General features: G+C 40.5%; 20 protein-coding genes. 13 read left to right on the top strand and 7 right to left on the bottom strand.

The genetic code is table 11. From position 1 onward, the window contains the following. Nucleotides 1–192: 192 nt before the first annotated feature. Nucleotides 193–1,116 carry an AraC family transcriptional regulator gene (locus AB5062_RS18320; RefSeq protein ID WP_005852548.1) on the top strand — a complete coding sequence of 308 codons (924 nt, stop codon included), beginning with the start codon at nt 193–195 and terminating at the stop codon, nt 1,114–1,116. Between the two features lie 74 nt (nt 1,117–1,190). On the opposite strand, the gene AB5062_RS18315 is transcribed toward AB5062_RS18320, so the two are convergent. Beyond that, a complete protein-coding gene (locus AB5062_RS18315; protein ID WP_005852550.1) occupies nt 1,191–2,018 on the bottom strand; it encodes a hypothetical protein in 828 nt (275 codons plus the stop codon). A 206-nt stretch (nt 2,019–2,224) separates the two neighbouring features. Beyond that, the gene (locus AB5062_RS18310; RefSeq protein ID WP_115648710.1) at nt 2,225–4,552 is read right to left on the bottom strand and encodes a transglycosylase domain-containing protein; all 2,328 of its coding nucleotides are present in this window, start codon (nt 4,550–4,552) and stop codon (nt 2,225–2,227) included. Between the two features lie 160 nt (nt 4,553–4,712). Here AB5062_RS18310 and pyrB point away from each other — a divergent pair, with 160 nt between their 5' ends. From pyrB to mtgA, 8 genes are all read left to right on the top strand, one after another. After that, entirely contained in the window at nt 4,713–5,654 is a 942-nt protein-coding gene (pyrB, locus tag AB5062_RS18305; protein ID WP_005842002.1) for an aspartate carbamoyltransferase, read from the top strand. Nucleotides 5,655–5,662: 8 nt separating this feature from the next. Next, nucleotides 5,663–6,130 carry an aspartate carbamoyltransferase regulatory subunit gene (gene pyrI / locus AB5062_RS18300; RefSeq protein WP_005841999.1) on the top strand — a complete coding sequence of 156 codons (468 nt, stop codon included), beginning with the start codon at nt 5,663–5,665 and terminating at the stop codon, nt 6,128–6,130. A gap of 5 nt (nt 6,131–6,135) precedes the next feature. Further along, nucleotides 6,136–6,723, top strand: a complete 588-nt coding sequence (locus AB5062_RS18295) for a flavin reductase family protein (protein ID WP_005852554.1) — start codon at nt 6,136–6,138, stop codon at nt 6,721–6,723. A 9-nt stretch (nt 6,724–6,732) separates the two neighbouring features. Beyond that, on the top strand, nt 6,733–7,452 hold the full coding sequence (locus AB5062_RS18290) for a porin family protein (RefSeq protein WP_057250663.1): 720 nt from the start codon (nt 6,733–6,735) through the stop codon (nt 7,450–7,452). Between the two features lie 246 nt (nt 7,453–7,698). After that, nucleotides 7,699–8,979 carry a serine hydroxymethyltransferase gene (gene glyA / locus AB5062_RS18285; RefSeq protein ID WP_005841993.1) on the top strand — a complete coding sequence of 427 codons (1,281 nt, stop codon included), beginning with the start codon at nt 7,699–7,701 and terminating at the stop codon, nt 8,977–8,979. Nucleotides 8,980–9,177: 198 nt separating this feature from the next. Next, the gene (locus tag AB5062_RS18280; protein WP_005841989.1) at nt 9,178–10,521 is read left to right on the top strand and encodes an MATE family efflux transporter; all 1,344 of its coding nucleotides are present in this window, start codon (nt 9,178–9,180) and stop codon (nt 10,519–10,521) included. 48 nt (nt 10,522–10,569) lie between these two features. Continuing rightward, nucleotides 10,570–11,289 (top strand): OmpA family protein, encoded by a 720-nt coding sequence (locus AB5062_RS18275; RefSeq protein WP_005852557.1) that lies wholly within the window; start codon nt 10,570–10,572, stop codon nt 11,287–11,289. A gap of 128 nt (nt 11,290–11,417) precedes the next feature. Beyond that, a complete protein-coding gene (gene mtgA, locus AB5062_RS18270; RefSeq protein ID WP_005841984.1) occupies nt 11,418–12,140 on the top strand; it encodes a monofunctional biosynthetic peptidoglycan transglycosylase in 723 nt (240 codons plus the stop codon). Here the strand turns inward: mtgA and AB5062_RS18265 are convergent. The 4 genes from AB5062_RS18265 to AB5062_RS18250 form a co-directional block, all read right to left on the bottom strand. Beyond that, nucleotides 12,112–12,963: an N-acetylmuramoyl-L-alanine amidase-like domain-containing protein gene (locus AB5062_RS18265; RefSeq protein ID WP_005852560.1), complete on the bottom strand. Its 852-nt coding sequence runs from the start codon at nt 12,961–12,963 to the stop codon at nt 12,112–12,114. The two genes, mtgA and AB5062_RS18265, sit on opposite strands and share 29 nt — an antisense overlap. Nucleotides 12,964–13,121: 158 nt before the next feature. Next, nucleotides 13,122–14,897, bottom strand: a complete 1,776-nt coding sequence (locus tag AB5062_RS18260) for a biotin/lipoyl-binding protein (protein WP_008668959.1) — start codon at nt 14,895–14,897, stop codon at nt 13,122–13,124. A 188-nt stretch (nt 14,898–15,085) separates the two neighbouring features. Next, a complete protein-coding gene (locus AB5062_RS18255; RefSeq protein WP_005841977.1) occupies nt 15,086–15,589 on the bottom strand; it encodes an RNA polymerase sigma factor in 504 nt (167 codons plus the stop codon). 158 nt (nt 15,590–15,747) lie between these two features. Further along, nucleotides 15,748–16,362, bottom strand: coding sequence for a trimeric intracellular cation channel family protein (locus AB5062_RS18250; protein ID WP_005841975.1), 615 nt, complete (start codon nt 16,360–16,362; stop codon nt 15,748–15,750). 83 nt (nt 16,363–16,445) lie between these two features. Between AB5062_RS18250 and AB5062_RS18245 the strand changes: the two genes are divergently transcribed. After that, a complete protein-coding gene (locus tag AB5062_RS18245; protein WP_057099196.1) occupies nt 16,446–17,534 on the top strand; it encodes a UDP-N-acetyl glucosamine 2-epimerase in 1,089 nt (362 codons plus the stop codon). A 100-nt stretch (nt 17,535–17,634) separates the two neighbouring features. On the opposite strand, the gene AB5062_RS18240 is transcribed toward AB5062_RS18245, so the two are convergent. After that, nucleotides 17,635–19,029 (bottom strand): DUF3078 domain-containing protein, encoded by a 1,395-nt coding sequence (locus AB5062_RS18240; RefSeq protein WP_057099197.1) that lies wholly within the window; start codon nt 19,027–19,029, stop codon nt 17,635–17,637. 209 nt (nt 19,030–19,238) lie between these two features. Between AB5062_RS18240 and AB5062_RS18235 the strand changes: the two genes are divergently transcribed. The 3 genes from AB5062_RS18235 to AB5062_RS18225 all read left to right on the top strand — a co-directional run bounded on the left by AB5062_RS18235 (nt 19,239) and on the right by AB5062_RS18225 (nt 25,089). Next, nucleotides 19,239–20,837: a CTP synthase gene (locus tag AB5062_RS18235; protein ID WP_005840023.1), complete on the top strand. Its 1,599-nt coding sequence runs from the start codon at nt 19,239–19,241 to the stop codon at nt 20,835–20,837. Between the two features lie 39 nt (nt 20,838–20,876). Then, the gene (yidC, locus tag AB5062_RS18230) at nt 20,877–22,742 is read left to right on the top strand and encodes a membrane protein insertase YidC (RefSeq protein WP_005840021.1); all 1,866 of its coding nucleotides are present in this window, start codon (nt 20,877–20,879) and stop codon (nt 22,740–22,742) included. Nucleotides 22,743–22,968: 226 nt separating this feature from the next. Beyond that, nucleotides 22,969–25,089: a S9 family peptidase gene (locus AB5062_RS18225; protein WP_005852570.1), complete on the top strand. Its 2,121-nt coding sequence runs from the start codon at nt 22,969–22,971 to the stop codon at nt 25,087–25,089. Nucleotides 25,090–26,122 lie beyond the last annotated feature (1,033 nt).

Genomic DNA, 26,122 nt, shown 5'->3' with positions numbered 1-26,122 from the left:
CTTAAAGAAAGTGAACAGATTTGTATAGTGATGAACAAAAAAAGAGGTGCATCGTGCATTACGACACACCTCCTTTTACAACCATAACACAGAACTAATAATTTTCTGAATGTCGCTTATTATTAGCAAATAGTCGAATGGTGTTGTTTCATTCCAATTAAATTTATTCTTTTACTTTAAATAACATCAAGAATGATAAAAGGACATACCGACATAGACATCTGGAATACCGGCTTTTTCATTAACGCAGATTATTTTTCCGATGATTTCATTATTTATAATAATACGGGAAAAGATCTTACCCGCAAGACTCTTGCCCATCCTTTCTTTCACAACAATTCATATAAAACAACCTATACTTCATTTATACTGTGCCTTTCCGGAACTTCTGAAATAGAAATAGACTCCATCAACTATTCTACTAAAGAGAATACATTACTAATGATGGTGCCTAATCAAATAATTAAATATAATGAAATAAGCGAGGATTACAAAGCACATCTCATCATGATATCTAATAAATATTTTGATACCCGAGATAATTTTTATAAAATGATGTCTCTTTTAATTCCTCTAAAAAATCATCCATGTGTCAATTTGAATATCGCGGAAACAGATTTATTGAAAACATATCATGTATTGCTTTACAAAAAAATCAGTGAAGAAAATAATCTGTTTCGTGATTTTACCATACAATATCTGATACAAGCTACTTTCTACGAAGTATGCCAGCTCCTACTAAAGCATCTGGAAATAAAAAAGAAAAAACTGCCGCATAAAGAAGACATATTCAAACAGTTTTTAAAACTGGTAGAAACCCATCATTATAAAGAAAGAGACATTTCTTTTTATGCTGAGAAACTTTGTCTAACCCCTAAGTATTTATCTTCCATAATCCGGGATGTTAGCGGAGAACTGGCAGGAAACTGGATTGACAATTATGTAATTATTGAAGCAAAAGCCCTACTGATTTCTTCCAACCTTACCATTCAGGAGATTTGCTATAAACTGAATTTTTCTACTCCGTCCTCATTCACCCGTTTCTTTAAACGAATAACTGGCATGTCACCAAGAAAATTCAGAACACTAAAAGTTTTTCCCAACTTAATAGAATAAAAACATATAATATCTTGCCACCTGCCCTTATCTTCATGAATGAAGACAAGTACTTTTCCCACCTCGCCCGGTCTCTATTTGAACTTCAAATATCCTATGCGAGTATATTTTATTCCTTTGTTCTCATAATGAGAAAGAACTTTAGCCGATTTTAAATACAAACTTTCATGGACATTGATTTTTTTTGTATAACAGCTCAACATATCCGGTGACATACTGGAAGCCGCCGCCTTTATAATAAAAGTATAACGGTTGCCATCAGCATCAGCGGCAAGCACACTCTGGTCCACATAATATCCGGTTGTTTTGTATATGTCCAGTTGTAACCTTATCCCTAAGACTTCTAAACGCAAGTCGGATAGTTTTTCTCCCGGCTGACCGATAAAACGACTGCCAGCCGGCAAATGATGTTTTCTGATAACCGTTTCATAATGCACAGTAGCAAAAGCCTTCGCTAACATTGCCAGCTTCTTATCCCTAGGATTTCGGGCCTCAAATTTGTGTGCCAGCCAAAGTACATAGTTAGGATCAATGTAATAAACCTCCGCTAATCTTTTTCCACGATATTTTCCAAATGCGACTATATCCTCGGATATTCCATAATAAGGTTCAAAAAAAGTATTGTCTTTTACTTTCAGCAGGACGTTACAGTTCTGCAAATACTGAAAAGCACGTTCTGCCGCATCATTAAAAGTGACAGCCAGCGATTGAATAAACAAAGGGGAATAAATATTGTCCGGAAATATACGCCATAATGCATAATATGATCGGTAAGGGGTAGAAACACTGATTGCATAATATCCCGCATCTTCTCTACGGCCTTTATTGAAGTTATCTATTTTTTGGAAAACTCTCTCGGCCATAACATTAGTTATCTGATACAGAGTTACATCTCTATCCATAATTACCTCCTATCTTCATAAGGTAAAGATTTTCTTTTTGTAAATATAGTATTTTCTTACGAAACAGCAAGGGTTTTCACTATTTTTACATAAATTATTTTCCACAACACCAAGTAGAGAAAGCACCTTTTATAAAAGGTATATCAATAAAAAAAGTCTGTTTGCTTTTCCTTGCAAACAGACTTTTTTATTGATAAATCTTTCAATTATTCAAATATATTATCCAAACCTCCGGTTTCTTCTACCGAAGTTTCATCTATTAAGGTATCTTTGCAAGGGTCAAAGTCATCAGGAATATTGAATTTCTCATCCTGAGAATATCCCAAGCTCTTGTCTTTATAGACTTTCTGCATATAAAGTCCCCAAATAGGAAGCGCCATAGCAGCCCCCTGCCCGTCTACCATCGTATCAAAATGAATATCACGTTCTTCACCGCCTACCCATACACCGGACACCAATGAGGGAGTGAATCCCATAAACCAACCGTCAGAGTTACGGTTGGTTGTACCTGTCTTCCCCCCCATATCAGCAGTAATGCCATACAGACGGCGTACACGTCCACCGGTACCCTCATTAACGACCGCACGCAACATAACCAGCATTTTGTAAGCACTGGTCTCACTAATCACCTCATCCATTTGCGGAGTGAAATTCGCTAATACATTACCTTCATTATCCTCAATACGGGTTACAAATACTGGTGCTGTACGGATACCTCGGTTTGCGAATGCTGAATAAGCGCTGACCATCTCCCCTACAGAAATTTCACAAGGTCCCAGACAGAGTGATACTACGGGGTCTATCTGTTTGTTCTGCACACCGAATGAATGAATCAGACGAACCAACTGATAAGGATTAAGTTTCCCCATCAAATAAGCCGTTACCCAATTATCCGAATTAGCCAATCCCCATTTGATAGTTACCATTTCTCCATAACGCTTTTTGCTGGCATTACGTGGTGACCATGGACGCCCGTTCTCATCTATCAATGTCTGCTCTACGTGACGCACCTGATCACAGGGAGAGAAACCGTTCTCCATAGCCAAAGTATACACGTAAGGTTTAATAGTAGAACCTACTTGGCGACGCCCCACCATCGCCATATCATATTGGAAATAATTATAGTTAGGACCACCCACATACGCCTTCACATGACCTGTCAAGGGATCCATAGACATAAATCCCGCCCTAAGGAAGAATTTATAATATTTCAAAGAATCCATCGGAGTCATAATGGTATCCTTCTCTCCCTCGTAAGAAAATACAGACATTTCGTATTTAGTATTAAACGCTTTCTTTATTTCCGCTTCCGAGCATCCGGCTTCTTTCATAATACGATAACGATCAGTCTGTTTCATAGCCCTGGTCATGATGGTATTCACCTCCTCCTCTGTCAACTGATTAGTAAACGGAGCTGTTTTCTTTTTCCGTTTTTCCTTGAAGAAACGAGGTTGCAAGTATTGCGCCACATGTTCATAAACAGCCTCTTCCGCATATTTCTGCATGCGTGAATCAATAGTGGTATAGATCTTAAGACCGTCTGTATAAATATTGTAGTTGGTACCGTCTTTCTTCTTGTTTTTAGCACACCACCCGAAAAGCGGATTCGTTTTCCATGCCAATGAATCTTCATAATATTTCTGCATCTGCCATCCGCGATAATCACTTTTCTTCGGCTCCTTGGCTGTCATTACTCCACGCAGATATTCACGGAAGTAAGTTGCCAAACCTTCTTTATGATCCACACGACGATATTTTAAGACGAGAGGCAACGCCTTTAATGAATCAGTTTCCGCATCAGTCAGGTATCCCGCCTTCCGCATCTGGCCAAGCACCACATTACGCCGTCCACGTGAACGTTCATTAAAACGTTTCGGATTATAAAGAGACGGATTCTTACACATACCAACCAAAGTAGCCGCTTCCTCAATGCTCAAATCTTTCGGTTCTTTCGAGAAGTAAGTATTGGCAGCTGTTTTGATACCTACTGCATTATTCAAGAAATCGAACTTATTAAGATACATAGTCAGAATCTCTTCCTTTGTATAATAGCGTTCCAACTGAACAGCTATTACCCATTCAATGGGCTTCTGCAACAGACGTTCCATCACATTATCTGCCGTAGGTGAATAGAATTGTTTTGCCAACTGCTGGGTTATGGTACTACCCCCACCGGCATTCTTCTGCATCATCACTCCCCGTTTCACCAAAGCACGGACAAACGCACGGGCATCAATGCCGGAATGTTCTGCAAAACGTTCATCTTCGGTAGCAATCAGCGCACGAATCAGATTCGATGAAAGCTGCTCATAACCTACAAAAACACGATTCTCCTTACTAAGTGACCAAGTACCCAGCATCTTGCCGTCATCGGATATAATCTCGGTTGCAAACTTTAAATTCGGATTTTCCAATTCCTCAATAGGCGGTACATATCCAATCCATCCTTTCGCTATTGCGGTGAATATAAGCGCTATAACTAACAGTACGCCGACTACAAGAGCCCAAAGCACGTATATAAATTTCTTCCTCATGACATTTTCTAGTAATTAACGGTACAAAAGTAAGGAAAAACTTTGAGATAGAATGTGTTTCTAACAAAGTTCAACGAAATATCTTTTAATTCTTCGCTCATTTATTTTTTTTTCATACCTTTACACTCCGTATAAATTGTAATTATAAATACAAGCCAATATGGAAAATAGAAGTTTAGTTACTATTGCCGAACACTCGAAAGAGAAAATCCTCTACCTTTTGGAGATGGCAAAAGAGTTTGAAAAGAAGCCTAACCGTAAAATCTTGGACGGCAAAGTTGTTGCCACCCTTTTCTTTGAGCCCTCCACCCGTACACGACTCAGTTTTGAAACCGCAGCAAACAGACTGGGAGCCCGCGTTATCGGATTTACCGATCCCAAAGTAACCAGTTCTTCAAAAGGAGAAACATTGAAAGATACCATCATGATGGTAAGCAATTACGCCGACATCATCGTAATGCGCCATTTTCTGGAAGGTGCCGCAAGATATGCCAGCGAAGTCGCCCCGGTGCCCATTGTCAATGCCGGAGACGGAGCCAACCAACATCCGTCACAAACCATGCTAGACCTCTACTCCATATACAAAACACAGGGAACGCTTGAAAATTTAAACATCTATCTAGTAGGCGACTTGAAATACGGACGAACTGTTCATTCTTTGCTGATGGCTATGCGTCATTTCAACCCCACTTTCCATTTCATCGCTCCGGAAGAGTTGAAAATGCCTGAAGAATATAAAATCTACTGCAAGGAGCACCATATTAAATACAAAGAGTACACAGACTTTAACGAAGAAACCATTGCTGACGCCGACATTCTTTACATGACCCGTGTACAACGCGAACGTTTCACCGACCTGATGGAATATGAACGTGTGAAAGATGTATATATATTAAGGAATAAGATGCTGGAGCATACCCGCCCCAATCTGCGTATCCTGCACCCTCTGCCCCGCGTCAACGAAATAGCTTACGATGTGGATGAGAATCCGAAAGCTTACTATTTCCAGCAGGCACAAAACGGACTTTATGCGCGCCAGGCCATCCTTTGTGATGTATTGGGCATAACCTTGAATGATGTTATAGAAGATGCAAAAAAGTAAAAACAAAAATGAAGATGAGCGATAATAAACAAGCATTGCAGGTAGCCGCTTTGAAAAACGGCACTGTTATAGACCATATACCTTCCGATAAATTGTTTACTGTAGTCGCCCTATTGGGCTTGCAGGATTCTGACTCTAACATAACCATCGGAAACAACTTCGAGAGCAAAAAATTAGGCAAAAAAGGAATTATAAAAGTGGCCGACCGCTTTTTTACTGATGAGGAAATAAGCCGCCTTTCCGTAGTAGCCCCGAATGTCAAACTGAACATTATCCGTGACTATGAGGTGGTAGAGAAGAAACAAGTCCTGATGCCTGAGGAATTACGTGGCATCGTAAAATGCGCCAATCCCAAATGTATCACCAACAATGAGCCAATGACCACCCTGTTTCATGTAATTGACAAAGAACATGGAATCTTGAAATGTCATTACTGCGAAAAGGAACAAAGTAAAGAAGGTATCAAACTACTGTAATGAATATGAAACAAGACTGGAAACCGGGAACTATGATTTACCCTCTTCCGGCCCTACTGGTAAGTTGCGGAAGTACGGAAGAAGAATATAACATTATCACAGTGGCATGGGCAGGTACTATTTGTACCAACCCCGCCATGTGTTATATATCCGTGCGTCCGGAACGCCATTCCTACCCCATTCTAAAACGGAATATGGAATTCGTCATCAACCTTACTACCAAAAGCATGGCATTCGCTACCGACTGGTGCGGAGTGCGTTCGGGCAAAGATTATAATAAATTTGAAGAAATGAAGCTGACCCCGGGAAAAGCAAAAATAGTCAGTGCTCCCATCATCGAAGAATCCCCGCTCTGTATAGAATGCAGAGTAAAGGAAATCATCTCACTAGGATCTCATGATATGTTCATAGCCGATGTGGTAAATGTAAAAGCCGACGATAAATACCTGAATGCGGAAACAGGAAAATTCGAATTATCCGAAGCTAACCCGTTAGTCTATGTTCATGGCGGATATTTTGAACTAGGACCGAAAATCGGGAAGTTTGGCTGGTCTGTAGAAAAGAACAGATCACAGACCAAGGAAAAATCCTAAAAATATCTCATGAAGAAACTCCTTTTATTAATCGCTTTATTACTTCCTGCCCTGTTCGTTACAGCACAAGGAATAAAGAATGGTCTGAAAGAGGAACCTAAGATCAATGTGGGAATAAAAGGAGGTTTCAACTCTTCCATGTATTTTACCAGTCGGTTAGAACTAGATGGAGAACGAATGGAAGATGTACAAAATAATTATAAAGTAGGCTATTTTGCCGCCATGTTTTTTCGGGTGCATATGAAAAGGCATTTCATCCAACCCGAAATTATGTATAATATTTATAAAGGTGAAATAGCTTTCAATAAAAATCAAAATAAAGAAAACACCCTTCCCGAGCTTGCTAAACTGAACAGCACGATTCACTCTTTGGAGCTACCTATATTATATGGTTATAGTTTTGTAAAAAGCAGGCCTTACGGCATGGCACTTTTTATCGGTCCCAAACTGGAATATGTATGGAAACATAAGACTTCCGAAGAGTTTGAAGGATTTGGATATTCTGGTATAAAAGAAGAATTACACCCCATTAATATAAGTTCTGTTATCGGATTAGGAGTAAATATTGCTAATATATTCTTTGATTTCCGGTATGAAATCGGATTCACCAATATCTCCAAATCAATCATTTATGAAAAAGACACAAATGGAATAATATCCCAAGAAAAAGGTATCTTCATTAACCGGCACCGCAATGTACTAAGTTTCTCGCTAGGAGTTATTTTCTAAAGTAGGAAGCTTTCTCTAAGTAGATATCATAATGCCACATTTATATCCTTTTCTTTCCTCAAAACGCCCTTATCTTCAACTCTTTCAGCAGCTTCAGACCTTACTACACGACAAAAAGAAAGTCATATATCTTTTTTCCGTAACCTCACCAAATATTTTCCTCTAAATAATTTCCTTATATTCTAAAATTACTTAACTTTGTGAACTCAGAATCGAATATCGCACATAAACTTATTATAAAAAGAAATGAAAAGAGACGATTTGATTTTCGACATTATCGAAAAAGAGCATCAACGCCAGCTCAAAGGTATCGAGCTGATCGCATCCGAAAACTTTGTTAGTGACCAAGTAATGCAAGCCATGGGTTCTTGCCTTACCAACAAGTATGCTGAAGGGTATCCCGGCAAGCGCTACTATGGCGGTTGCGAAGTGGTAGACCAGAGCGAACAAATCGCTATCGACAGACTGAAACAAATATTTGGAGCAGAATGGGCTAATGTACAACCTCACTCCGGAGCACAGGCTAATGCTGCTGTATTTCTGGCCGTTTTGAATCCGGGTGATAAATTTATGGGATTAAATTTGGCCCATGGTGGTCACTTGTCACATGGTTCATTGGTTAACACATCCGGAATTATTTATACTCCGTGTGAATACAACCTGAACAAAGAAACAGGTCGTGTAGATTACGATCAGATGGAAGAAATCGCATTACGTGAAAAACCCAAAATGATTATCGGTGGCGGTTCTGCATATTCTCGCGAGTGGGACTACAAACGTATGCGTGAAATCGCAGATAAAGTGGGAGCCATCCTGATGATCGATATGGCCCACCCTGCCGGACTGATTGCTGCCGGACTGTTGGACAACCCGGTTAAATATGCTCATATCGTCACTTCAACAACCCATAAAACCCTTCGTGGCCCTCGTGGCGGTGTCATCATGATGGGTAAAGACTTCCCTAACCCATGGGGCAAGAAAACTCCAAAAGGTGAAATCAAGATGATGTCACAACTTTTGGATTCTGCTGTATTCCCTGGTATACAAGGTGGCCCGTTGGAACATGTCATCGCAGCCAAAGCTGTTGCATTCGGTGAATGTTTACAGCCGGAATACAAAGAATATCAAACACAAGTAAAAAAGAATGCAGCCGTATTGGCACAGGCTTTGATTGACCGTGGCTTTACGATCGTTTCCGGTGGTACAGACAACCACTCCATGCTGGTAGACCTGCGTACCAAATACCCTGATCTGACAGGCAAAGTAGCAGAAAAAGCATTGGTTGCTGCTGATATCACTGTAAACAAGAACATGGTCCCATTTGACAGCCGTTCTGCTTTCCAAACTTCAGGTATCCGTTTGGGAACTCCCGCTATCACAACTCGCGGAGCAAAAGAAGACTTGATGTTGGAAATCGCCGAAATGATTGAGACAGTTCTTTCAAACGTAGACAATGAAGAAGTAATCGCACAAGTTCGTGCACGCGTAAACGAAACAATGAAGAAATATCCTATTTTCGCTTACTAATCAACGACTTCTATCAATATACTCATAAAAGACTTTGGAGTTTTTGAAAAAGCTTTATCCTTCTTCAAGAACTTCAAAGTTTTTTATAAAACATCCAGACCATTTAAAAAGAGTAATAGAAAAGTATTTTTATCAGCATTCCCCACAGAAATCAGTATAAATTTCTACCTTTGCAGACAATTTATCCGTTAATGACGAATGAAAGGAACTAAGAATCTGACTCAAGGCCCTATCCTAAAGCAATTGTTTACTTTGGCAATGCCCATTATGGCTACTTCATTCATACAAATGGCATATAGTCTGACCGACATGGCTTGGGTAGGAAGAATAGGAAGTGAGGCAATAGCCGCCGTAGGTTCGGTAGGAATTCTTACATGGATGTCCACATCTATCTCTCTTCTGAACAAAGTAGGTTCGGAAGTCAGCGTAGGACAAGCCATCGGGGCACAAAACGAGCAAGCTGCCCGTGCGTTCGCATCACATAATCTTACCTTGTCCTTACTTATATCATTGAGCTGGGGAGCATTGTTATTTATCTTTGCCACCCCTATTATCAGTATCTATGAACTAGAACCTCATATAGCCAAGATGGCTGTGGAATATCTACGGATTATAGCAACCGCCTTTCCATTCGTCTTTTTATCAGCTGCCTTTACAGGGATATTCAATGCCGCCGGACGAAGCAAAATACCTTTTTCCATTAACGGTATCGGACTGATTACAAATATAATACTGGATCCTATCTTTATCTTTGGTTTAAGCTGGGGAACTACGGGAGCAGCAATTGCCACTTGGCTGGCCGAAGCTACGGTATGCATACTGTTTATCTATCAATTGAAACAAAAGAAAATATTATGGGATGATTTTCGGTTATTTACTAAACTGAAAAAACAATATACACGTCACATTTTGAAAATAGGATTACCGGTAGCGGCACTCAATACATTATTCGCTTTCGTCAATATGTTTCTCGGAAGAACCGCCACAGAACAAGGTGGTCATTTAGGGCTGATGGCACTCACCACCGGAGGACAAATCGAAGCTATCACCTGGAACACCTCCCAAGGCTTTTCTACAGCTCTCAGTGCCTTTGTAGCTCAGAATTATGCAGCGCGGCAAATCTCCCGTGTGCTGAAAGCCTATCGCACCACTTTATGGATGACATTTATATTCGGATCTTTCTGCACATTCCTTTTTATATGTTATGGAAACGAAATATTTTCTATCTTTGTTCCTGAAAAAGCAGCTTACGAAACCGGTGGTGTCTTTCTACGTATTGACGGATACTCGCAACTATTTATGATGCTGGAAATTACCATACAGGGCGTATTTTATGGAATGGGGCGCACCATGCCTCCTGCCGTAATCAGCGTCACCTGTAACTATCTGCGCATCCCGATGGCACTGTTGTTTGTATCATGGGGCTGGGGTTTGCCGGGTATTTGGTGGAGCATAAGCATCACTAGCACTATGAAAGGAATTATTTGTCTGATCTGGTTTATGCTTATCAAGAAGAAAGCTTTAAATTATCAGGCCGTTTAATGAACAATTTTTGCATTAAGTCATTAATATATTAAAATGAACATGATTATGAAAAAGACTAAAATTATGGCTTTATTACTGAGTGCTACATTAGTATTCAGTGGATGTGGTAACATGAATAATACCGCTAAAGGCGGTCTGATCGGCGGCGGCGGCGGTGCAGCATTGGGAGCAATTATCGGCGGAATAGCCGGACATGGTAAAGGTGCGGCTATTGGTGCGGCAGTAGGTGCGGCAGTAGGTACAGGTGCCGGTGTGTTAATTGGGAAAAAAATGGATAAAGCAGCAGAAGAAGCTGCTCAAATCCAAGGAGCACAGGTAGAACAAGTAACAGATAACAATGGCCTTCAGGCTGTAAAAGTTACTTTTGATTCCGGTATTCTCTTCAATACAGGAAATGCAGCCTTGAGTGCACAAGCGAAATCAGCCTTGAGCAAGTTTGCAAACAACGTATTGAACCAGAACAGAGATATGGATGTATCCATTTATGGATATACAGACAACCAGGGCTGGAGAAACAGTACAGCTGAACAAAGTATCCAAAAAAACCTCAATCTGTCACAAGAACGCGCTCAAAGTGTGGCTAGTTATCTGTTGGGTTGCGGTGTAAGTAATTCCCAGATCAAGTCCGTAGAAGGCTTGGGTCAAGCAGATCCGATAGGTAATAATGACACAGCCGAGGGACGCCAGCAGAACCGTCGTGTAGAAGTATATATGTATGCCAGCCAACAGATGATTCAGCAAGCGGAAGCAGGAACACTGAAATGATATCAATGACGTTATTGTAGAGCGTATCCAATACGCCCGAACCAACGGTCACAACATTGGAATAACATATAAAATAAACCAATTTCGGACAGGTTATTTCTGCCCGAAATTGGTTTTAATACACAAGCATGAAAAAAAAGATTTTAAAATTCATCCGCAATCTGCTGCTTTTTTTCTTTGGTTCTTCCATTCTCGCAGTTATCGTTTTACGATTTATTCCGGTTTACTTTACCCCGTTGATGTTTATCCGTACTACCCAGCAAATCATTCATGGAGAAGATATAAAGTGGAAACACTCTTGGCTACCTAAAGAAAACATATCCCCTCATCTGTCTATGGCTGTTATTGCCTCTGAAGACAATCGCTTTGCCGAGCATAATGGTTTTGACTTCAAAGAAATAGAGAAAGCCTTAAAAGAAAACAAGAACCGAAAACGCCCTCGAGGTGCCAGTACTATCAGCCAACAGACAGCCAAAAACATTTTCTTGTGGCCTGCTTCTTCTTGGATCAGGAAAGGACTTGAAGTGTATTTCACCACCTTGATAGAACTATTTTGGAACAAGGAACGGATTATGGAAGTCTATCTGAACTCTATAGAAATGGGAAATGGTATCTATGGTGCCGAAGCAGTAGCTCGTGAACACTTTCACAAGAATGCCAGCAAACTGACACCGGAAGAATGCGCACTAATTGCAGCCAGCCTTCCCAATCCTCGCAAATTCAATTCAAGCAGACCTGGCAACTACATGCTTAAAAGACAAAAGAAGATACTTTATCTTATGAAATGCGTCCCTACATTTCCGCCCAAACAAGATACGTCCTCTACGGTTTCAAAGAAGAAAAAGAAATAACCCGCACCCCCGTGTGGGCTTTCTTATTTTTAGAGTATTCAAAGAGAGTCTGAGAATCTAGAATAACTTTCTTCATGACCGATGAAGCATGAAGCAAATGCAATTTACCATCCACCCAACAGGCAAATCCTGTATGCACCACATCCAGCCCTTTTATATTGGTAGTAATCGCTATGATATCCCCATTCTTTATGTCCAACTCCTCAGAAGAAACGTTCAGACTTGTTTTAGGAATATAAGAAACAGGAACATTTTTCCATTTTCTCTCTATTTCAATCATCTGGGATATCATGGAAGGATTATTTTTCAACCGGTGATAATTGTCAGAGTGTGTGGACATAAAATCCAAATTCAAGATTTGTGATACAGCAAGCCCTAATTCCCCTGTACGTTCATGTACAATTCCTTTCTGTTCGTTATCCTTAATCCAATCACTGAAGTAATGTAAACGCGAGACATAACCGGCTTGTTTTCCATTCCGATAGCGGATACACAGCAACGCTTTTTTGTAACTTTCAAAGTCACTTTTCCCATACTTGTCAGCGAGACTCAATGCAAGTACTGTTTCAACTAATGTGGTACAATCCACCTTATCCAAATGAACAACTAATCTCTCTTCATCTGTCCCATCCAATGTATTCGCTACGTATGGAACCCCTAATAGATTTTGGGCAAAAAACAATATCCTACAACTATCGGCCGGCAACCGGGCAGCTTTTTGAAGCAGACTCTCGACTTTTATACTGTCATTTTCTGATGCTGAAACGATACAAGGCATTATTCCTAAAATCATTCCCAGCAACCACGGATACAGCTTTCTCATATATTTTTTCTTATCTACCTGTTTTTTCTGCATGGCAACAAAGATAACACATAACTGAATGAATGCAAATTTTAAAAGAATGAAAAGATAAAAACATCCGCCATGACAAATTCAACACTTGCCATAGCGGATAAAAAAAGCTATATAGCACCTTTAAATCATGCAGTAAACTCTGTTCTTTCCAAATAAGCTATAACATCACCTTTATTAACTACAGCTCCTTGTTGGGCGCAAACTTCTACAATACGTCCTGTAAAATTAGCAAAAATCTTTTCATACTCTCCCCACGGAGTGGAAATATAACAGAACACTTCATCATGCTGGTATTTCCGTCCGACAAACGGTGCCATAGAAGGACCTTCCACGGAAACTTCCCATAAAATCTGCCCCTTATCCGGTGCAATAATAGGATCTGCCTTAGCACGCTTATATTTTCGGATCGTTTCCTCATCGAAGCCACTTTTTACCATAGCCGCATCCTGAGCACGTTGTAAATCATCCATAAAACGTTTCTTGGCTACACCCGATTTATAATCACGGTATTGCCGGTCATGCATAGCCAGTTCAAACAACTCTTCCTCATCCTCACCATATTCCCATCCATTATCATCCATCTCCTTACGGTACTTGTCCAGTTCATCAGGATAGTTCACCTGAGGATCTTCATCAGTGAATTCGTAGCCTTTACTTTTCGCCAGTTCGATTATTTCAGGAGCCAACGCACCCGGCAATTTTCCACTTTTTCCCAAAATCATATCCCATGTATGGTTATCAATCATCGTCCATCTCTCCTCTCCCTTCACCAATTGCATAACATTCATCAAAGCCACATTCTTCACATATTGGCTAAACGGTGTTACTAAAGGTGGATATCCCAATTTCGGCCATACGTATTCCACTTCTTCAAACAGCATCACTACCAAATCATCCAAACTCATAGGTTCCTTTCCCTGTCCTTTCAGAATCAGATTGATGCCCGAATGCACCCCTTTCAGATCGGCCATCATTGAACCCATCATGCCACCGGGAAGTCCACATCCCAGCAGCAAGGAAGACATATGTTTGTTGGTAGGATCAATAAAATATCCCAAAAAATCATCAATAAATTCCTGCGTCATGCTACGCGCTTTCATATAAGCCTTCATATTGATTTCAGGTACCTGAAAACCTGCATTTTTCAACATAGCCTGTACAGAAATTACGTCAGGATGCACTTTTCCCCATGACAACGGCTCCATAGCGACATCAATGATATCCGCACCATTCTCACAAACTTCCAAAATAGATGCCATAGATAACCCAGGACCGGAATGTCCATGATATTGTACAATGACTTCAGGATGTTTATCTTTGATATTTCTCACCAACTGCCCCAACATTTCAGGACGGCCGATACCTGCCATATCTTTCAAACAGATTTCGGGTGCCCCCGCTTCTATTAACTGGTCGGCAATATAAGAATAATAATCCACCGTATGTACAGGAGAATAAGTGATGCAAAGAGTGGCTTGAGGAATCATCCCCGCTTCTTTAGCATATTTTATGGAAGGAATAATATTACGAACTTCATTCAAACCACAAAAAATACGAGTAATATCCACTCCTTGCGCATGTTTTACCCTATACATCAACCGACGTACATCAGCTGGGACAGGATACATTCGCAATGCATTTAAACCACGGTCCAACATATGCGTCTGAATACCCGCCTCACGTAAAGGCTTGGTAAATGTACGCACTGCCTTGTTAGGATTCTCACCATACAGCAAGTTCACTTGTTCAAAAGCACCTCCATTAGTTTCGACTCGGGCAAAACACCCCATTTCAACGATTAGAGGAGCAATTTTGGCTAACTGATCAGCTCTGGGCTGGTACTTCCCTGATGACTGCCACATATCGCGGTAGACCAAACTGAATTTGATTTCTTTTTTCATAATTATTACTTGATTTAAAGGTGTCTTGTCCTTTTGCAAATATAACAAATGAATAAAAATAAAGTTAATATTCGAAGCTGTTTTTTAGCTTCCAAAAACATGTTTAATATCATATTGTAAACCAATAAAAACAAAAAGGCAGAGCAAAAGAATTTCACTCTACCTTTTTGATAATTTTCCCCCTTGGATTATACAAAATCACGGAGCTGTCCCTGCAAGCGTTGTCTGGTAAAAAAAATTCTGCTTTTTACAGTACCCAACGGCAATCCCAGCTTTTCGGCAATCTCACGATATTTAAATCCCGACACATGCATAGCGAATGGAATACGGTATTCTTTAGGAAGCAAACCGACTATACGATGTATTTCTTTCATGTCATAAGCTCCCTCGGTACTATCAAAGCCGGAATCCTGAGGCATACTTAAATGGTAGAGATTGTCTGTATGGTCCACAAATGTCTGGTCACGCACTATTTTCCTATAATTGTTTATAAAGATGTTACGCATAATGGTATACATCCATCCCTTAAAGTTTGTATCGGGGATATACTTGTCTTCATTATCCAGCGCTTTCAATGAAGTTTCTTGTAGCAGGTCATTAGCCTCCTCACGGTCGGCTGTGAGTTTGTATGCAAACCGAAGTAATTCTTCTTGCACACCCAGCAGGTTCTTTTTAAAACTAACGCTATTCATAAGTCTTTCAGTTTAGGTTCATATTCTTTTTCCATGCTCTCGGTAATGCAAGGATAGCGCATTTTAAATAGGTGTCAAAGAAAAAACTATCAAAATAGGGGGTAAAAACCGTCATTTATCAGTTTTTACCCCCTATTTTGATAGTTTTCAGGTGCTATTTAGCGTTGTTCCCCCTTTAAAATTGGTAAACAGATACTATATTTAACAGCTAAAATACGCGCCAAAAACACAGTACTACCTCCTATTATCTGGCAAATAAAGGCTTCCAGACCAAACAGATCACATATCCAATAGGCCAATCCCCCCACCACACAGGCCATTGCATAAATTTCTTTACGAAAAATAAGCGGAATTTCATTAATAAAAACATCGCGGAGTACACCACCTGCGGCCCCAGTGATACTACCCATGATTATAGCTACCCAAAAAGGATATCCGAGAGCAATACTTTTGCCTACTCCCACTACTGTAAATAGTGCCAGACCGATGCTGTCGAACAGGAAAAAAGTGTTATGCATATGAATCAGATACTTGCCGAAAGCAATTACCCAAAACAATGCAAGTCCTGTACATATTAAATATATAGGGTCGGTCATCCAACCCGGAGTCACATCTAGAAGCACATCACGGATAGTACCTCCTCCGATAGCCGTTGCCAAACCCACTACATATGCACCAAACCAGTCAAACTGTTTGGCAGACGCCAATCTGATACCACTGATGGCAAAGGCAAACGTGCCTATAAAATCTAAAACTTGAACAAATGTTAGCATAATGGTTGTTATTTGTCTGCAAAGTAACGAATAAATTCGATAAGAAAATATATTTTTGTGTTCAGAAAATAGCTTAAAATAAGATGAAAGTAACAATTATCGCAGGTGCACGTCCCAATTTCATGAAAATTGCCCCATTAATGCGTGCTATCAAGGCTGCAAAGGCAGCAGGAAAAAATATCACTGCCCGTCTGGTCTACACAGGTTCGGACGAAGATAAAAGTTTGGAACCTTCTCTGTTTACAGACCTGGATATGCCGCGTCCCGATGTATATCTGCATGTAGATAATACAGATTTTTTCCAGCGAATGGCAGGTATATTGGTAGCTTTCGCCCGCGAACTGGAACAGCATCCTGCACAGGTAGTACTTGTAGTGGATGACCTGACTCCTACTATGGCGTGCTCTATCGTAGCTAAAAAGAAAGGGATAAAAGTCGCTCATCTAGTGGCCGGAACCCGCTCTTTCGATATGGATATGCCAAAGGAAGTGAACAGCATGATAACAGATGGCTTGTCCGATTATCTGTTCACGGCCGGAATGGTAGCCAACCGCAATCTGAATCAAACAGGAACCGAACAGGCACATGTACATTTTGTAGGAAACATCCTGATTGATACGCTGCGTTATAACCGTACCCGTTTACAGCGCCCGGTAGCGTTCTCCATTATGGGACTGAAAGAAAAAGAATACCTCTTGCTAACATTGAACAAACATTCATTGCTAAACAAGGACACAACACTGAAAGCCATCTTCCGCACTATACTGGAAAAAACAGACAAGCCGATCGTGGCGCCGCTCCATACATATGTAAAAAACAAGCTGTCTGCTTTAGGAATTACTTCCGAAAGGTTATATATATTACCACCGCAACCTTATTTGTCATTCGGATATTTAGTGAACCATGCCTGGGGTATCATTACAGATTCGGGCAATGTAGCGGAAGAAGCTACTTTTTTAGGAATCCCCTGCATGACATTAAGCACGTATGCAGAACATCCCGAAACAGTGACAATCGGCACAAACCGGCTGGTGGGGGAAAACCCTGAAATCCTGGCAGACGCCCTTGACATTCTGAATAAAGGAGAATGGCAGAAGGGACATTTGCCGGAACGTTGGGATGGACACGCTGCAGAAAGAATTGTACAAACATTGCTGGGTGAACATAACTAAAATGGAGAACCAATAAAAACACGGATGCCGCAGAATATCAAATTCTACGGCATCCGTGTTTTTATTGGTTCTCCATCGATATCGCTTACACTCTCCTTTCTTACCAAGTATAATTCAAACCAAAACTAAGCAATTCCTGCAACTGGAAATAACTCTTGTTATCTTCTGTCAGTATCACACCGTCATCATAACGCGCATGAACAAACAACTTAGTAGACAAATAACGGTTCAACACAAAATTAAATGTATTTTCCCAACTGGCAATTACGGTGTCATAAGTTGTAAAGTACTCCAATTTAGACTCCCACACAATACTGGGGATAATTGTCCAAGTCAGATTACCTGTAAATTTCGAACCGAAGAGATTCGCTGTTTTATGCCCCGGATCCACATTAAAAGCACCCGGATCAGTTATCTTATCATTGCTGATATACATAAAAGTATACGCCAGTGGAGATCCCAACAAAGACAATGAATAATTCTTCTTATTCTGCTTAAAGTCCATACCGAGGGTTATATCCAATTGGGCGGGAGACAGAAAATTAGAAATCATATCATTCGTATTCGTCTTATAATTTCCAAAGAACTGAGTCTTGAACTCGCCCGCCAAAGTATAATACCAGTTTTTGAAGGCTTTTACACCCAGTTTACTGCTTAAACGAAGCAAGTCGGCATTCGTCTTATACTTATGCACTGTATCTGACGGTGCTGTAACAAAACCCAATTTTATTTCCAGCTTATTTTCAAACTCTATACGCTGGCGGTCATCAAAATTAGCTTCCAGCACTAAGCCGGACAACAGCGCATTAGTACTTTCACCACCTTTATACCAGTTATCTGAAATATAATGTTGTGTGAACTGAACATACCCATTCCCCTTATGCGTCCAAAAGTTAGGGCGTACCACCAACAATTCATTATCCGTAGTCAAGCTTTCCACCGGTGTTTCCGGTTGAAGGAAACTTTTGATTCTCTCTTTCCTTGGTCTTTTTACTATCTGATTATTTTCCAGTGGTTTCAAATCAGCCAAATAAAGTTCGTTATTCACCAATCTGCCCGGATATTGCAAATAATAATTCCTTAATATATTATTCGACCAACGGTCGGCAGCGGCCAAGGTTTCCAAATCGGGCAGTTGATATATAGCTGCAGATGCAGAGTCACGCTTTCCCATATATAGCGAATCGACAGCTGTCATTATTTTCGTATCCGGACTCCATTTTATTTCAAAAATTTCTTTTATAGGAGCTTCATAATAAGTGGGCGGAACAAACAACTTATAAAAAGCCGGATTAGGACGTACCCGCCGGGGCGCCGGAATATTCAAATCATCCCACAGCCTGAAATAAGCAAAATAAGATGCGCTTAATGCAGACAATGAATCAGAATAGGCTTTCACAGCCGGATTTTCTTTCGTCTTGGCTATTTTCTGTGCCGGCACTTCTTCCATACAGAATACAGCAAGTATTATAGCCAAACATATACTTTTTCTCATACTAATTTTAGTTTTGTGCAAAAGTACACTTAATTTTCCTTTTCCCCAAAAACTGTTTCCTTTATATAGTAACGAATGATAAATTCAGTTTCATCAAATGATTTTTTAAAGCATATCCGACAATATTGAAAAAGATTTTGTAATTTTGCAACTTTGATAAATATTGCGATTTTGATAATTAAGAAAATAACATTTAAAAATATTAAGTCGTGGGAGAAACTAAGTATATCTTCGTAACTGGTGGTGTTGCCTCCTCATTAGGTAAAGGTATTATTTCATCATCAATAGGTAAATTACTGCAAGCCAGAGGCTATAATGTAACAATTCAGAAGTTCGATCCGTATATCAATATTGATCCGGGAACTTTGAATCCTTATGAACATGGTGAATGTTATGTAACGGTAGACGGACACGAAGCCGACCTCGATTTGGGACATTACGAACGTTTTTTGGGCATCCAGACAACTAAAGCCAATAACATTACAACAGGACGTATTTACAAAAGTGTTATTGACAAAGAACGCCGTGGTGACTATTTGGGAAAGACTATTCAGGTTATCCCCCATATCACCGATGAGATCAAACGCAATGTAAAATTATTGGGAAGCAAATATAAATTTGATTTTGTCATTACCGAAATCGGTGGTACCGTAGGTGATATTGAATCACTTCCTTATTTGGAAAGTATCCGCCAATTGAAATGGGAAATGGGACGTAATGCGTTGTGCGTACACCTTACTTATGTTCCTTATCTGGCAGCAGCAGGCGAATTGAAGACCAAACCTACCCAGCACTCTGTAAAAGAGCTGCAATCTGTTGGTATTCAACCAGATGTATTGGTATTGCGTACCGAGCACGAATTGAGCACAAACTTGAAAAAGAAAGTTGCTCTGTTCTGTAACGTAGATGAAAATGCTGTGGTGCAGTCTATCGATATGCCCACCATTTATGAAGTACCTTTGCGTATGCAAGAGCAGGGACTGGATGTAACCATTCTCCAAAAGATGGGATTGCCCGTGGGTGAAACTCCAACCCTCGGTCCATGGAGAGATTTTCTAGATCGCCGTCATAAGGCAACTGAGAAAGTAAAAATTGGATTGGTTGGTAAATACGATTTGCAAGACGCTTATAAATCTATCCTTGAAGCCTTGTCACAAGCCGCCACTTACAATGACCGCAAAGCGGATATCCACTTCATAAACAGCGAGAAACTGACAGATGCTAATGTAGAAGAGCAGATTAAGGATATGGATGGTATCATCATCTGCCCGGGATTCGGACAACGTGGCATAGAAGGTAAGTTCGTTGCTATCAAATATGCACGTACACACAATGTGCCGACTTTTGGTATCTGTCTAGGTATGCAGTGCATGGCTATTGAGTTTGCCCGTAACGTGCTAGGTTATACAGATGCCAACAGCCGCGAAATGGATGAAAAAACGCCACACAACGTGATAGACATTATGGAAGAACAGAAAGCTATCACCAATATGGGCGGCACTATGCGCCTGGGAGCCTATGAATGTATCCTTGACCAACACTCAAAGACTTTTGAAGCCTATAAAAGCGAACACATACAGGAACGCCACCGTCACCGCTACGAATTCAATAATGACTATAAGCAGGAGTACGAAAAGGCGGGTATGAAATGCGTGGGTATCAATCCGGAATCCGATTTAGTGGAAATAATTGAAATCCCGACATTAAAATGGTTCATCGGAGTACAGTTCCATCCCGAGTACAGCAGTACAGTATTGAAACCACATCCTTTATTCCTGTCATTTATCAAAGCGGCAATAGACAAATAAGAAACGAGAATTATAATATAATAAGGTAAACAAGTAAAAATGGACAAAAACACTTTAGTGGGATTCGCCCTGATTGGTGCAGTTGTGATAGGCTTCAGCATCTACAACCGTCCTAGCCAGGAAGAAATGGCACGTGCCAAACATTATCAGGATTCCATTCAGGCGATAGCCCAAAAAGAGGCCGAACGACTGGCACAGGCTGCCACGGCACAGAGTCAGAATGCAACATTGCATTTAGACTCTACCTCTATGTTCTATGGCGCAAACCAAGGTACGGAACAGCTAACGACACTGGAAAATAATGTAGTAAAACTGACTTTCACCAATAAAGGTGGACGGGTGTGCGCAGCCATATTAAAAGATTATAACGGACAGGACGGCAAGCCTTTGATGTTATTTGATGAAAAAGATTCGGGCATGAATTTCGCTTTCGAAGGAAAGAATGAAAATATTTTGACCGAGGATATGTATTTCCAGCCTACCAACGTAACAGACAGCACTGTAACTATGCGTTTGGCAGCAAACAATGGAGGCTATATAGATTTCGATTACAAACTTTTACCGGATGCTTACATGGTGAATTTCACTATTCGCGCAAACGGCATGCAGAATTTCTTCCCTCCTGCCCTGAACACAGTCAATATAAACTGGCGTCAACGGGCACGCCAGCTTGAAAAAGGTTTCAGCTTCGAACAGCGCTATACTTCGCTCACCTACAAGCCGGTAGAAAAAAGTTCAGACTATCTGAACGAAATGAAAGAAGCAAAAGAAGATGTTACCGACCGTTTGGATTGGATTGCTTTCAAGAATCAGTTCTTCTCAAGCGTACTTATTGCCGATCAAGATTTTGATAAAGCTTCCCTAACCTCTACCCCCCAACAGGAAGGAAGCGGATATATGAAGAACTATACCGCGGACATGACAACTTTCTTTGATCCTACCGGAAAGCAGCCTACCGATATGCAGTTCTACTTCGGTCCGAACCATTTCAAGACTTTGCTGAACAGCAATGATCTAAGCCTTTCCCAAAAAGATTTGGAACTGGAAGACCTGGTTTATTTGGGCTGGCCCATTATCCGCTGGGTAAACCGCTGGTTCACTATTAATTTGTTTGATTGGCTCTCAGGGTGGGGACTGAGCATGGGTGTCGTATTGCTGCTGATGACGATTATCGTCAAAGTGTTAGTTTATCCGGCTACCTACAAATCATATATGTCCTCTGCCAAGATGCGCGTCCTGAAACCCTACATCAACGAGATCAACGCAAAATATCCCAAGAAAGAAGATGCTTTGAAAAAGCAACAGGAAACGATGGCACTTTACAGCAAATACGGAGTAAGCCCTATGGGAGGTTGCTTGCCTATGCTGATCCAAATGCCGGTATTCATGGCTTTATTCTTCTTCGTGCCTAACGCTATTGAGTTGCGCCAACAAAGTTTCTTATGGGCCCCGGACTTGTCCACTTATGATGATATTATCAACTGGGGAACCAACATTCCTCTGCTGGGCAATCATTTAAGCCTCTTCTGTTTGCTGTTCAGTATCACCAATATTCTGAACACCATGTACACCATGAAGCAGCAGGATATGGGACAACAGCAAATGCCGGGTATGAAACTAATGATGTATATCATGCCAGTCATGTTTATTTTCATCTTCAACGGTTATTCATCCGGCTTGAACTACTATTACTTCATTTCCGGACTGATTGGTATCCTCACCATGGTGATTCTGCGCAAAACAACTGATGAAAAGAAACTCCTTGCCATGTTGGAAGCCCGAAAAGAAAAGAAGAGCCAAAAGAATGGCGGCAAACCGGGTGGCGGACTGATGGCTAAACTGGAAGCTTTACAAAAGGAGCAGGAACGACTGCAACAAGAAAGAATGAATAAAGGGAAAAAATAACGGGTTTACACTTCCTTAAAAAAACAGCGAAGACCGGCATATATAAAAAACAGCGGTCTTTGCTGTTTTTTTATATATACCGGTTACCTCTATATTTGCTCTTCTTTGCAAAGACACCCTTCCACAGACACACAAAGAAACAAAACAAATATGCAGGAACATTTCACATCACCGGCTTTTATACGTATTTTTGCAATCAGTTAATCATCAAAAACAATTTTTAGATATGAATAAATCAAGCGCAACCATCATGGCAGCAGCACTTATGCTAGCTTCTTCCTGTACCGAAGTGAAACAGGAAGGACAGGGCTACGAGCCCATTATAGGCAAGCAAGAAATCACCATCAAAGACGGTCGTCTTACCCCCGAAGCCCTGTGGGCAATGGGACGCATAGGCAGTCTGAGTATTTCCCCCGATGGCAAACAGATAGCCTACACCGTAGCCTATTATAGTGTTCCCGAAAACAAAAGCCATCATGTAATTTACGTAATGGATGCCGATGGAAAGAACAACACCCTGCTTACTCAAACAGCATGGAATGAAAGCGAGCCTCAATGGATAAAAGGCGGAACAAAAATCGCATTCTTATGCAATGAAAGTGGTGGCAGCCAAATTTGGGAGATGAATCCTGACGGTACGGAACGCCGTATCATTTCCGATTTCAAAGGAAACATAGAAGGATTCTCTTTTTCACCGGATGGCAAAAAGATTCTTTTCATCTCACAAATAAAATACGGCCAACGCACCGTAGACCTCTACCCTGACCTGCCCAAAGCCAGCGGTATCATTGTAAACGACCTGATGTATAAACATTGGGATGAATGGGTAGAAAGTATTCCACATCCTTTTATCGCTGATTTTGATGGTAACATGATGGGAGCAGCCACCGATATCATGGAAGGTGAGCCGTTTGAAGCTCCAATGAAACCTTTCGGAGGTATCGAGCAGCTGGCTTGGAGCAACGACTCTAAACAAATAGCTTACACCAGCCGGAAAAAGCAAGGATTGGCATACGCAGTATCTACCGACTCGGATATATACCTTTATAATATAGAAAAAGGCACAACACTGAACCTGTGCAAACCGAATGGAAAAGATTCAAATGGAACAGATGAAATGAAAGGATATGACACCAATCCTAAATTCAGCCCCAACGGCAAATACATTGCATGGCAAAGCATGGAGCGCGATGGTTACGAAAGTGACCGGAACCGCCTGTGCATCTACAATTTAGATGACGGTCAAAAGACATTTGTTACCGAAAGTTTTGAATCAGGCGTAGATGACTATTGCTGGAACAATGATTCGCAAAGTCTGTACTTTGTCGGTGTATGGCATGGAACCAGCATGGTATACAGTGCCAATCTGAATGGTGATATAAAAAAACTGACTGATGGCATGTATGACTACGGATCAGTAGCCATGGCGGGCGATAAAATAATTACCAAACGTCACTCTATCAGTGCCGCCGATGAAATCTACACCCTCACTCCTGCCGACGGGCAAGTGGCGCAACTCTCACACGAGAATGATCACATCTTTAAACAGCTGAATTTGGGCAAAGTGGAGGAAAGATGGACCAAAACTACTGATGGCAAGCAAATGCTTTCATGGGTGATCTATCCCGTCAATTTTGACGCAAACAAGAAGTATCCTACTTTATTATTCTGTGAAGGTGGCCCGCAAAGTCCCGTCAGCCAATTCTGGAGCTACCGCTGGAACTTCCAGATTATGGCAGCCAACGATTATATTATCATCGCTCCGAATCGTCGCGGTCTACCTGGATTCGGCATGGAATGGTTGGAACAAATTAGCGGTGACTATGGAGGTCAATGCATGAAAGACTATTTGTCAGCCATAGATGATATTTCAAAAGAACCATATGTAGATACTAATCGTTTGGGATGCGTAGGTGCCAGCTTCGGCGGATTCTCCGTCTATTGGCTGGCGGGACACCATGACAAACGTTTTAAAGCATTTATCGCACACGATGGTATATTCAATATGGAGCAGCAATATCTGGAAACAGAAGAAATGTGGTTCGCCAACTGGGATATGGGTGGTGCATATTGGGACAAAAACAATGTAACGGCACAACGTACCTTTGCCAACTCTCCCCATCGTTTCGTTGATAAATGGGACACTCCCATTCTCTGCATTCACGGTGAAAAGGATTATAGAATTCTTGCTTCACAAGGTATGTCGGCGTTCAATGCAGCTGTATTGCGCGGTGTTCCGGCCGAACTTTTATTATATCCGGATGAGAATCATTGGGTATTGAAACCGCAAAATGGGGTGTTATGGCAACGCACTTTCTTTAGTTGGTTAGATAAATGGCTCAAATAACGCCTAAATTACTGCAATATTATCCGTTATTAGAACTATATAGTATAATTTTCAATTTTTGTGTTACCTTTGTAATGTCAAACAAAAAATGAACATTAAGTGATATTTGTTAAGCTACCTTTTATTAGGTGAGTAAACAATAGCTTGTGAAAGTAGTTGTTTACAGTGTTAGTATATAAATAACTTTTTATTCCCCGTGCTTTGTGAGCGCACAAAGCTGGATGATTACAAAATAATAAAGTGATTATTTTTTCGTGATACCGGCTTGTGATAAGTCGGTATCATTTTTTATTCCAGCAAACCAACATCATACTCATTATTATTCTGGAATGCTTATGCCCTCATGCTCTCATTTTACATATAACAATCTAATTATAAATAGCTTACATGATTACAGTAAAAATATTTGCTCTCACTTATGCCCTCATACCCTCACTATATTTTAAAGCAGATTTTCGCATAATACGCTTGCTGTCAACTATATATTCTTTTTTATAAAGTATTCCTGTTTGATATAAAGCAGGGTACTTTCAGACTTTTTCATTTCAAAAATGCATATGAAAGAGATGTACTTCCACGAAATAGCAGTTTACAGAGTTCCGATATCGATAAAAAAGATCAAAACGTTTTTAAAAAAGCTCGTTATCTTTTCCAAAAAGTTCCTGTTGTTATTTGAAAAGCTCTTGATCTTTTTTAAAAACGTCCTTATATTTGGGGGATTTATATGATTCACACTCACATACATACGCACAAACCCGTACATACATATGCGTAGCTTCATGTAGACATACGTGCGTTAGAGATTTTATATGATCACATCTATTGAAAAAACTCTTTTATTCAATATCACTTCGCCGATACAATAATAAAGAGGCTGAATCAAATTTATCTTGAATTTCAGCCTTTTTATTCATCAATACAACATTGGGAAATCGGACTACATGACCATTCTTGCATTAAGAAAGGCAGTTTAATAATGAAACAGCCAAATCTCTAAAAACAACAATATCCATCCGTCTACAGTTTGGTAAAT

The sequence above is a fragment of the Phocaeicola sp. RTP21359st1_B8_RTP21360_211022 genome (assembly GCF_040911965.1).
GTDB lineage: Bacteria > Bacteroidota > Bacteroidia > Bacteroidales > Bacteroidaceae > Phocaeicola > Phocaeicola vulgatus.
The sequence above is the reverse complement of the archived record's forward strand: the minus strand, read 5'-3'. Positions and strand labels throughout refer to the sequence as shown.

What these genes read in the sequence shown, in the direction of transcription:
- pyrI (WP_005841999.1), top strand. Translation starts at nt 5,663, where the DNA reads ATGAAGATGAGCGATAATAAACAAGCATTGCAGGTAGCCGCTTTGAAA.
- AB5062_RS18315 (WP_005852550.1), bottom strand. Translation starts at nt 2,018, where the DNA reads ATGGATAGAGATGTAACTCTGTATCAGATAACTAATGTTATGGCCGAG.
- AB5062_RS18250 (WP_005841975.1), bottom strand. Translation starts at nt 16,362, where the DNA reads ATGCTAACATTTGTTCAAGTTTTAGATTTTATAGGCACGTTTGCCTTT.
- yidC (WP_005840021.1), top strand. Translation starts at nt 20,877, where the DNA reads ATGGACAAAAACACTTTAGTGGGATTCGCCCTGATTGGTGCAGTTGTG.
- AB5062_RS18260 (WP_008668959.1), bottom strand. Translation starts at nt 14,897, where the DNA reads ATGAAAAAAGAAATCAAATTCAGTTTGGTCTACCGCGATATGTGGCAG.
- glyA (WP_005841993.1), top strand. Translation starts at nt 7,699, where the DNA reads ATGAAAAGAGACGATTTGATTTTCGACATTATCGAAAAAGAGCATCAA.
- AB5062_RS18275 (WP_005852557.1), top strand. Translation starts at nt 10,570, where the DNA reads ATGAAAAAGACTAAAATTATGGCTTTATTACTGAGTGCTACATTAGTA.
- AB5062_RS18290 (WP_057250663.1), top strand. Translation starts at nt 6,733, where the DNA reads ATGAAGAAACTCCTTTTATTAATCGCTTTATTACTTCCTGCCCTGTTC.
- AB5062_RS18295 (WP_005852554.1), top strand. Translation starts at nt 6,136, where the DNA reads ATGAAACAAGACTGGAAACCGGGAACTATGATTTACCCTCTTCCGGCC.
- AB5062_RS18265 (WP_005852560.1), bottom strand. Translation starts at nt 12,963, where the DNA reads ATGAGAAAGCTGTATCCGTGGTTGCTGGGAATGATTTTAGGAATAATG.
- AB5062_RS18240 (WP_057099197.1), bottom strand. Translation starts at nt 19,029, where the DNA reads ATGAGAAAAAGTATATGTTTGGCTATAATACTTGCTGTATTCTGTATG.
- mtgA (WP_005841984.1), top strand. Translation starts at nt 11,418, where the DNA reads ATGAAAAAAAAGATTTTAAAATTCATCCGCAATCTGCTGCTTTTTTTC.
- pyrB (WP_005842002.1), top strand. Translation starts at nt 4,713, where the DNA reads ATGGAAAATAGAAGTTTAGTTACTATTGCCGAACACTCGAAAGAGAAA.
- AB5062_RS18280 (WP_005841989.1), top strand. Translation starts at nt 9,178, where the DNA reads ATGAAAGGAACTAAGAATCTGACTCAAGGCCCTATCCTAAAGCAATTG.
- AB5062_RS18245 (WP_057099196.1), top strand. Translation starts at nt 16,446, where the DNA reads ATGAAAGTAACAATTATCGCAGGTGCACGTCCCAATTTCATGAAAATT.
- AB5062_RS18225 (WP_005852570.1), top strand. Translation starts at nt 22,969, where the DNA reads ATGAATAAATCAAGCGCAACCATCATGGCAGCAGCACTTATGCTAGCT.
- AB5062_RS18310 (WP_115648710.1), bottom strand. Translation starts at nt 4,552, where the DNA reads ATGAGGAAGAAATTTATATACGTGCTTTGGGCTCTTGTAGTCGGCGTA.
- AB5062_RS18255 (WP_005841977.1), bottom strand. Translation starts at nt 15,589, where the DNA reads ATGAATAGCGTTAGTTTTAAAAAGAACCTGCTGGGTGTGCAAGAAGAA.
- AB5062_RS18320 (WP_005852548.1), top strand. Translation starts at nt 193, where the DNA reads ATGATAAAAGGACATACCGACATAGACATCTGGAATACCGGCTTTTTC.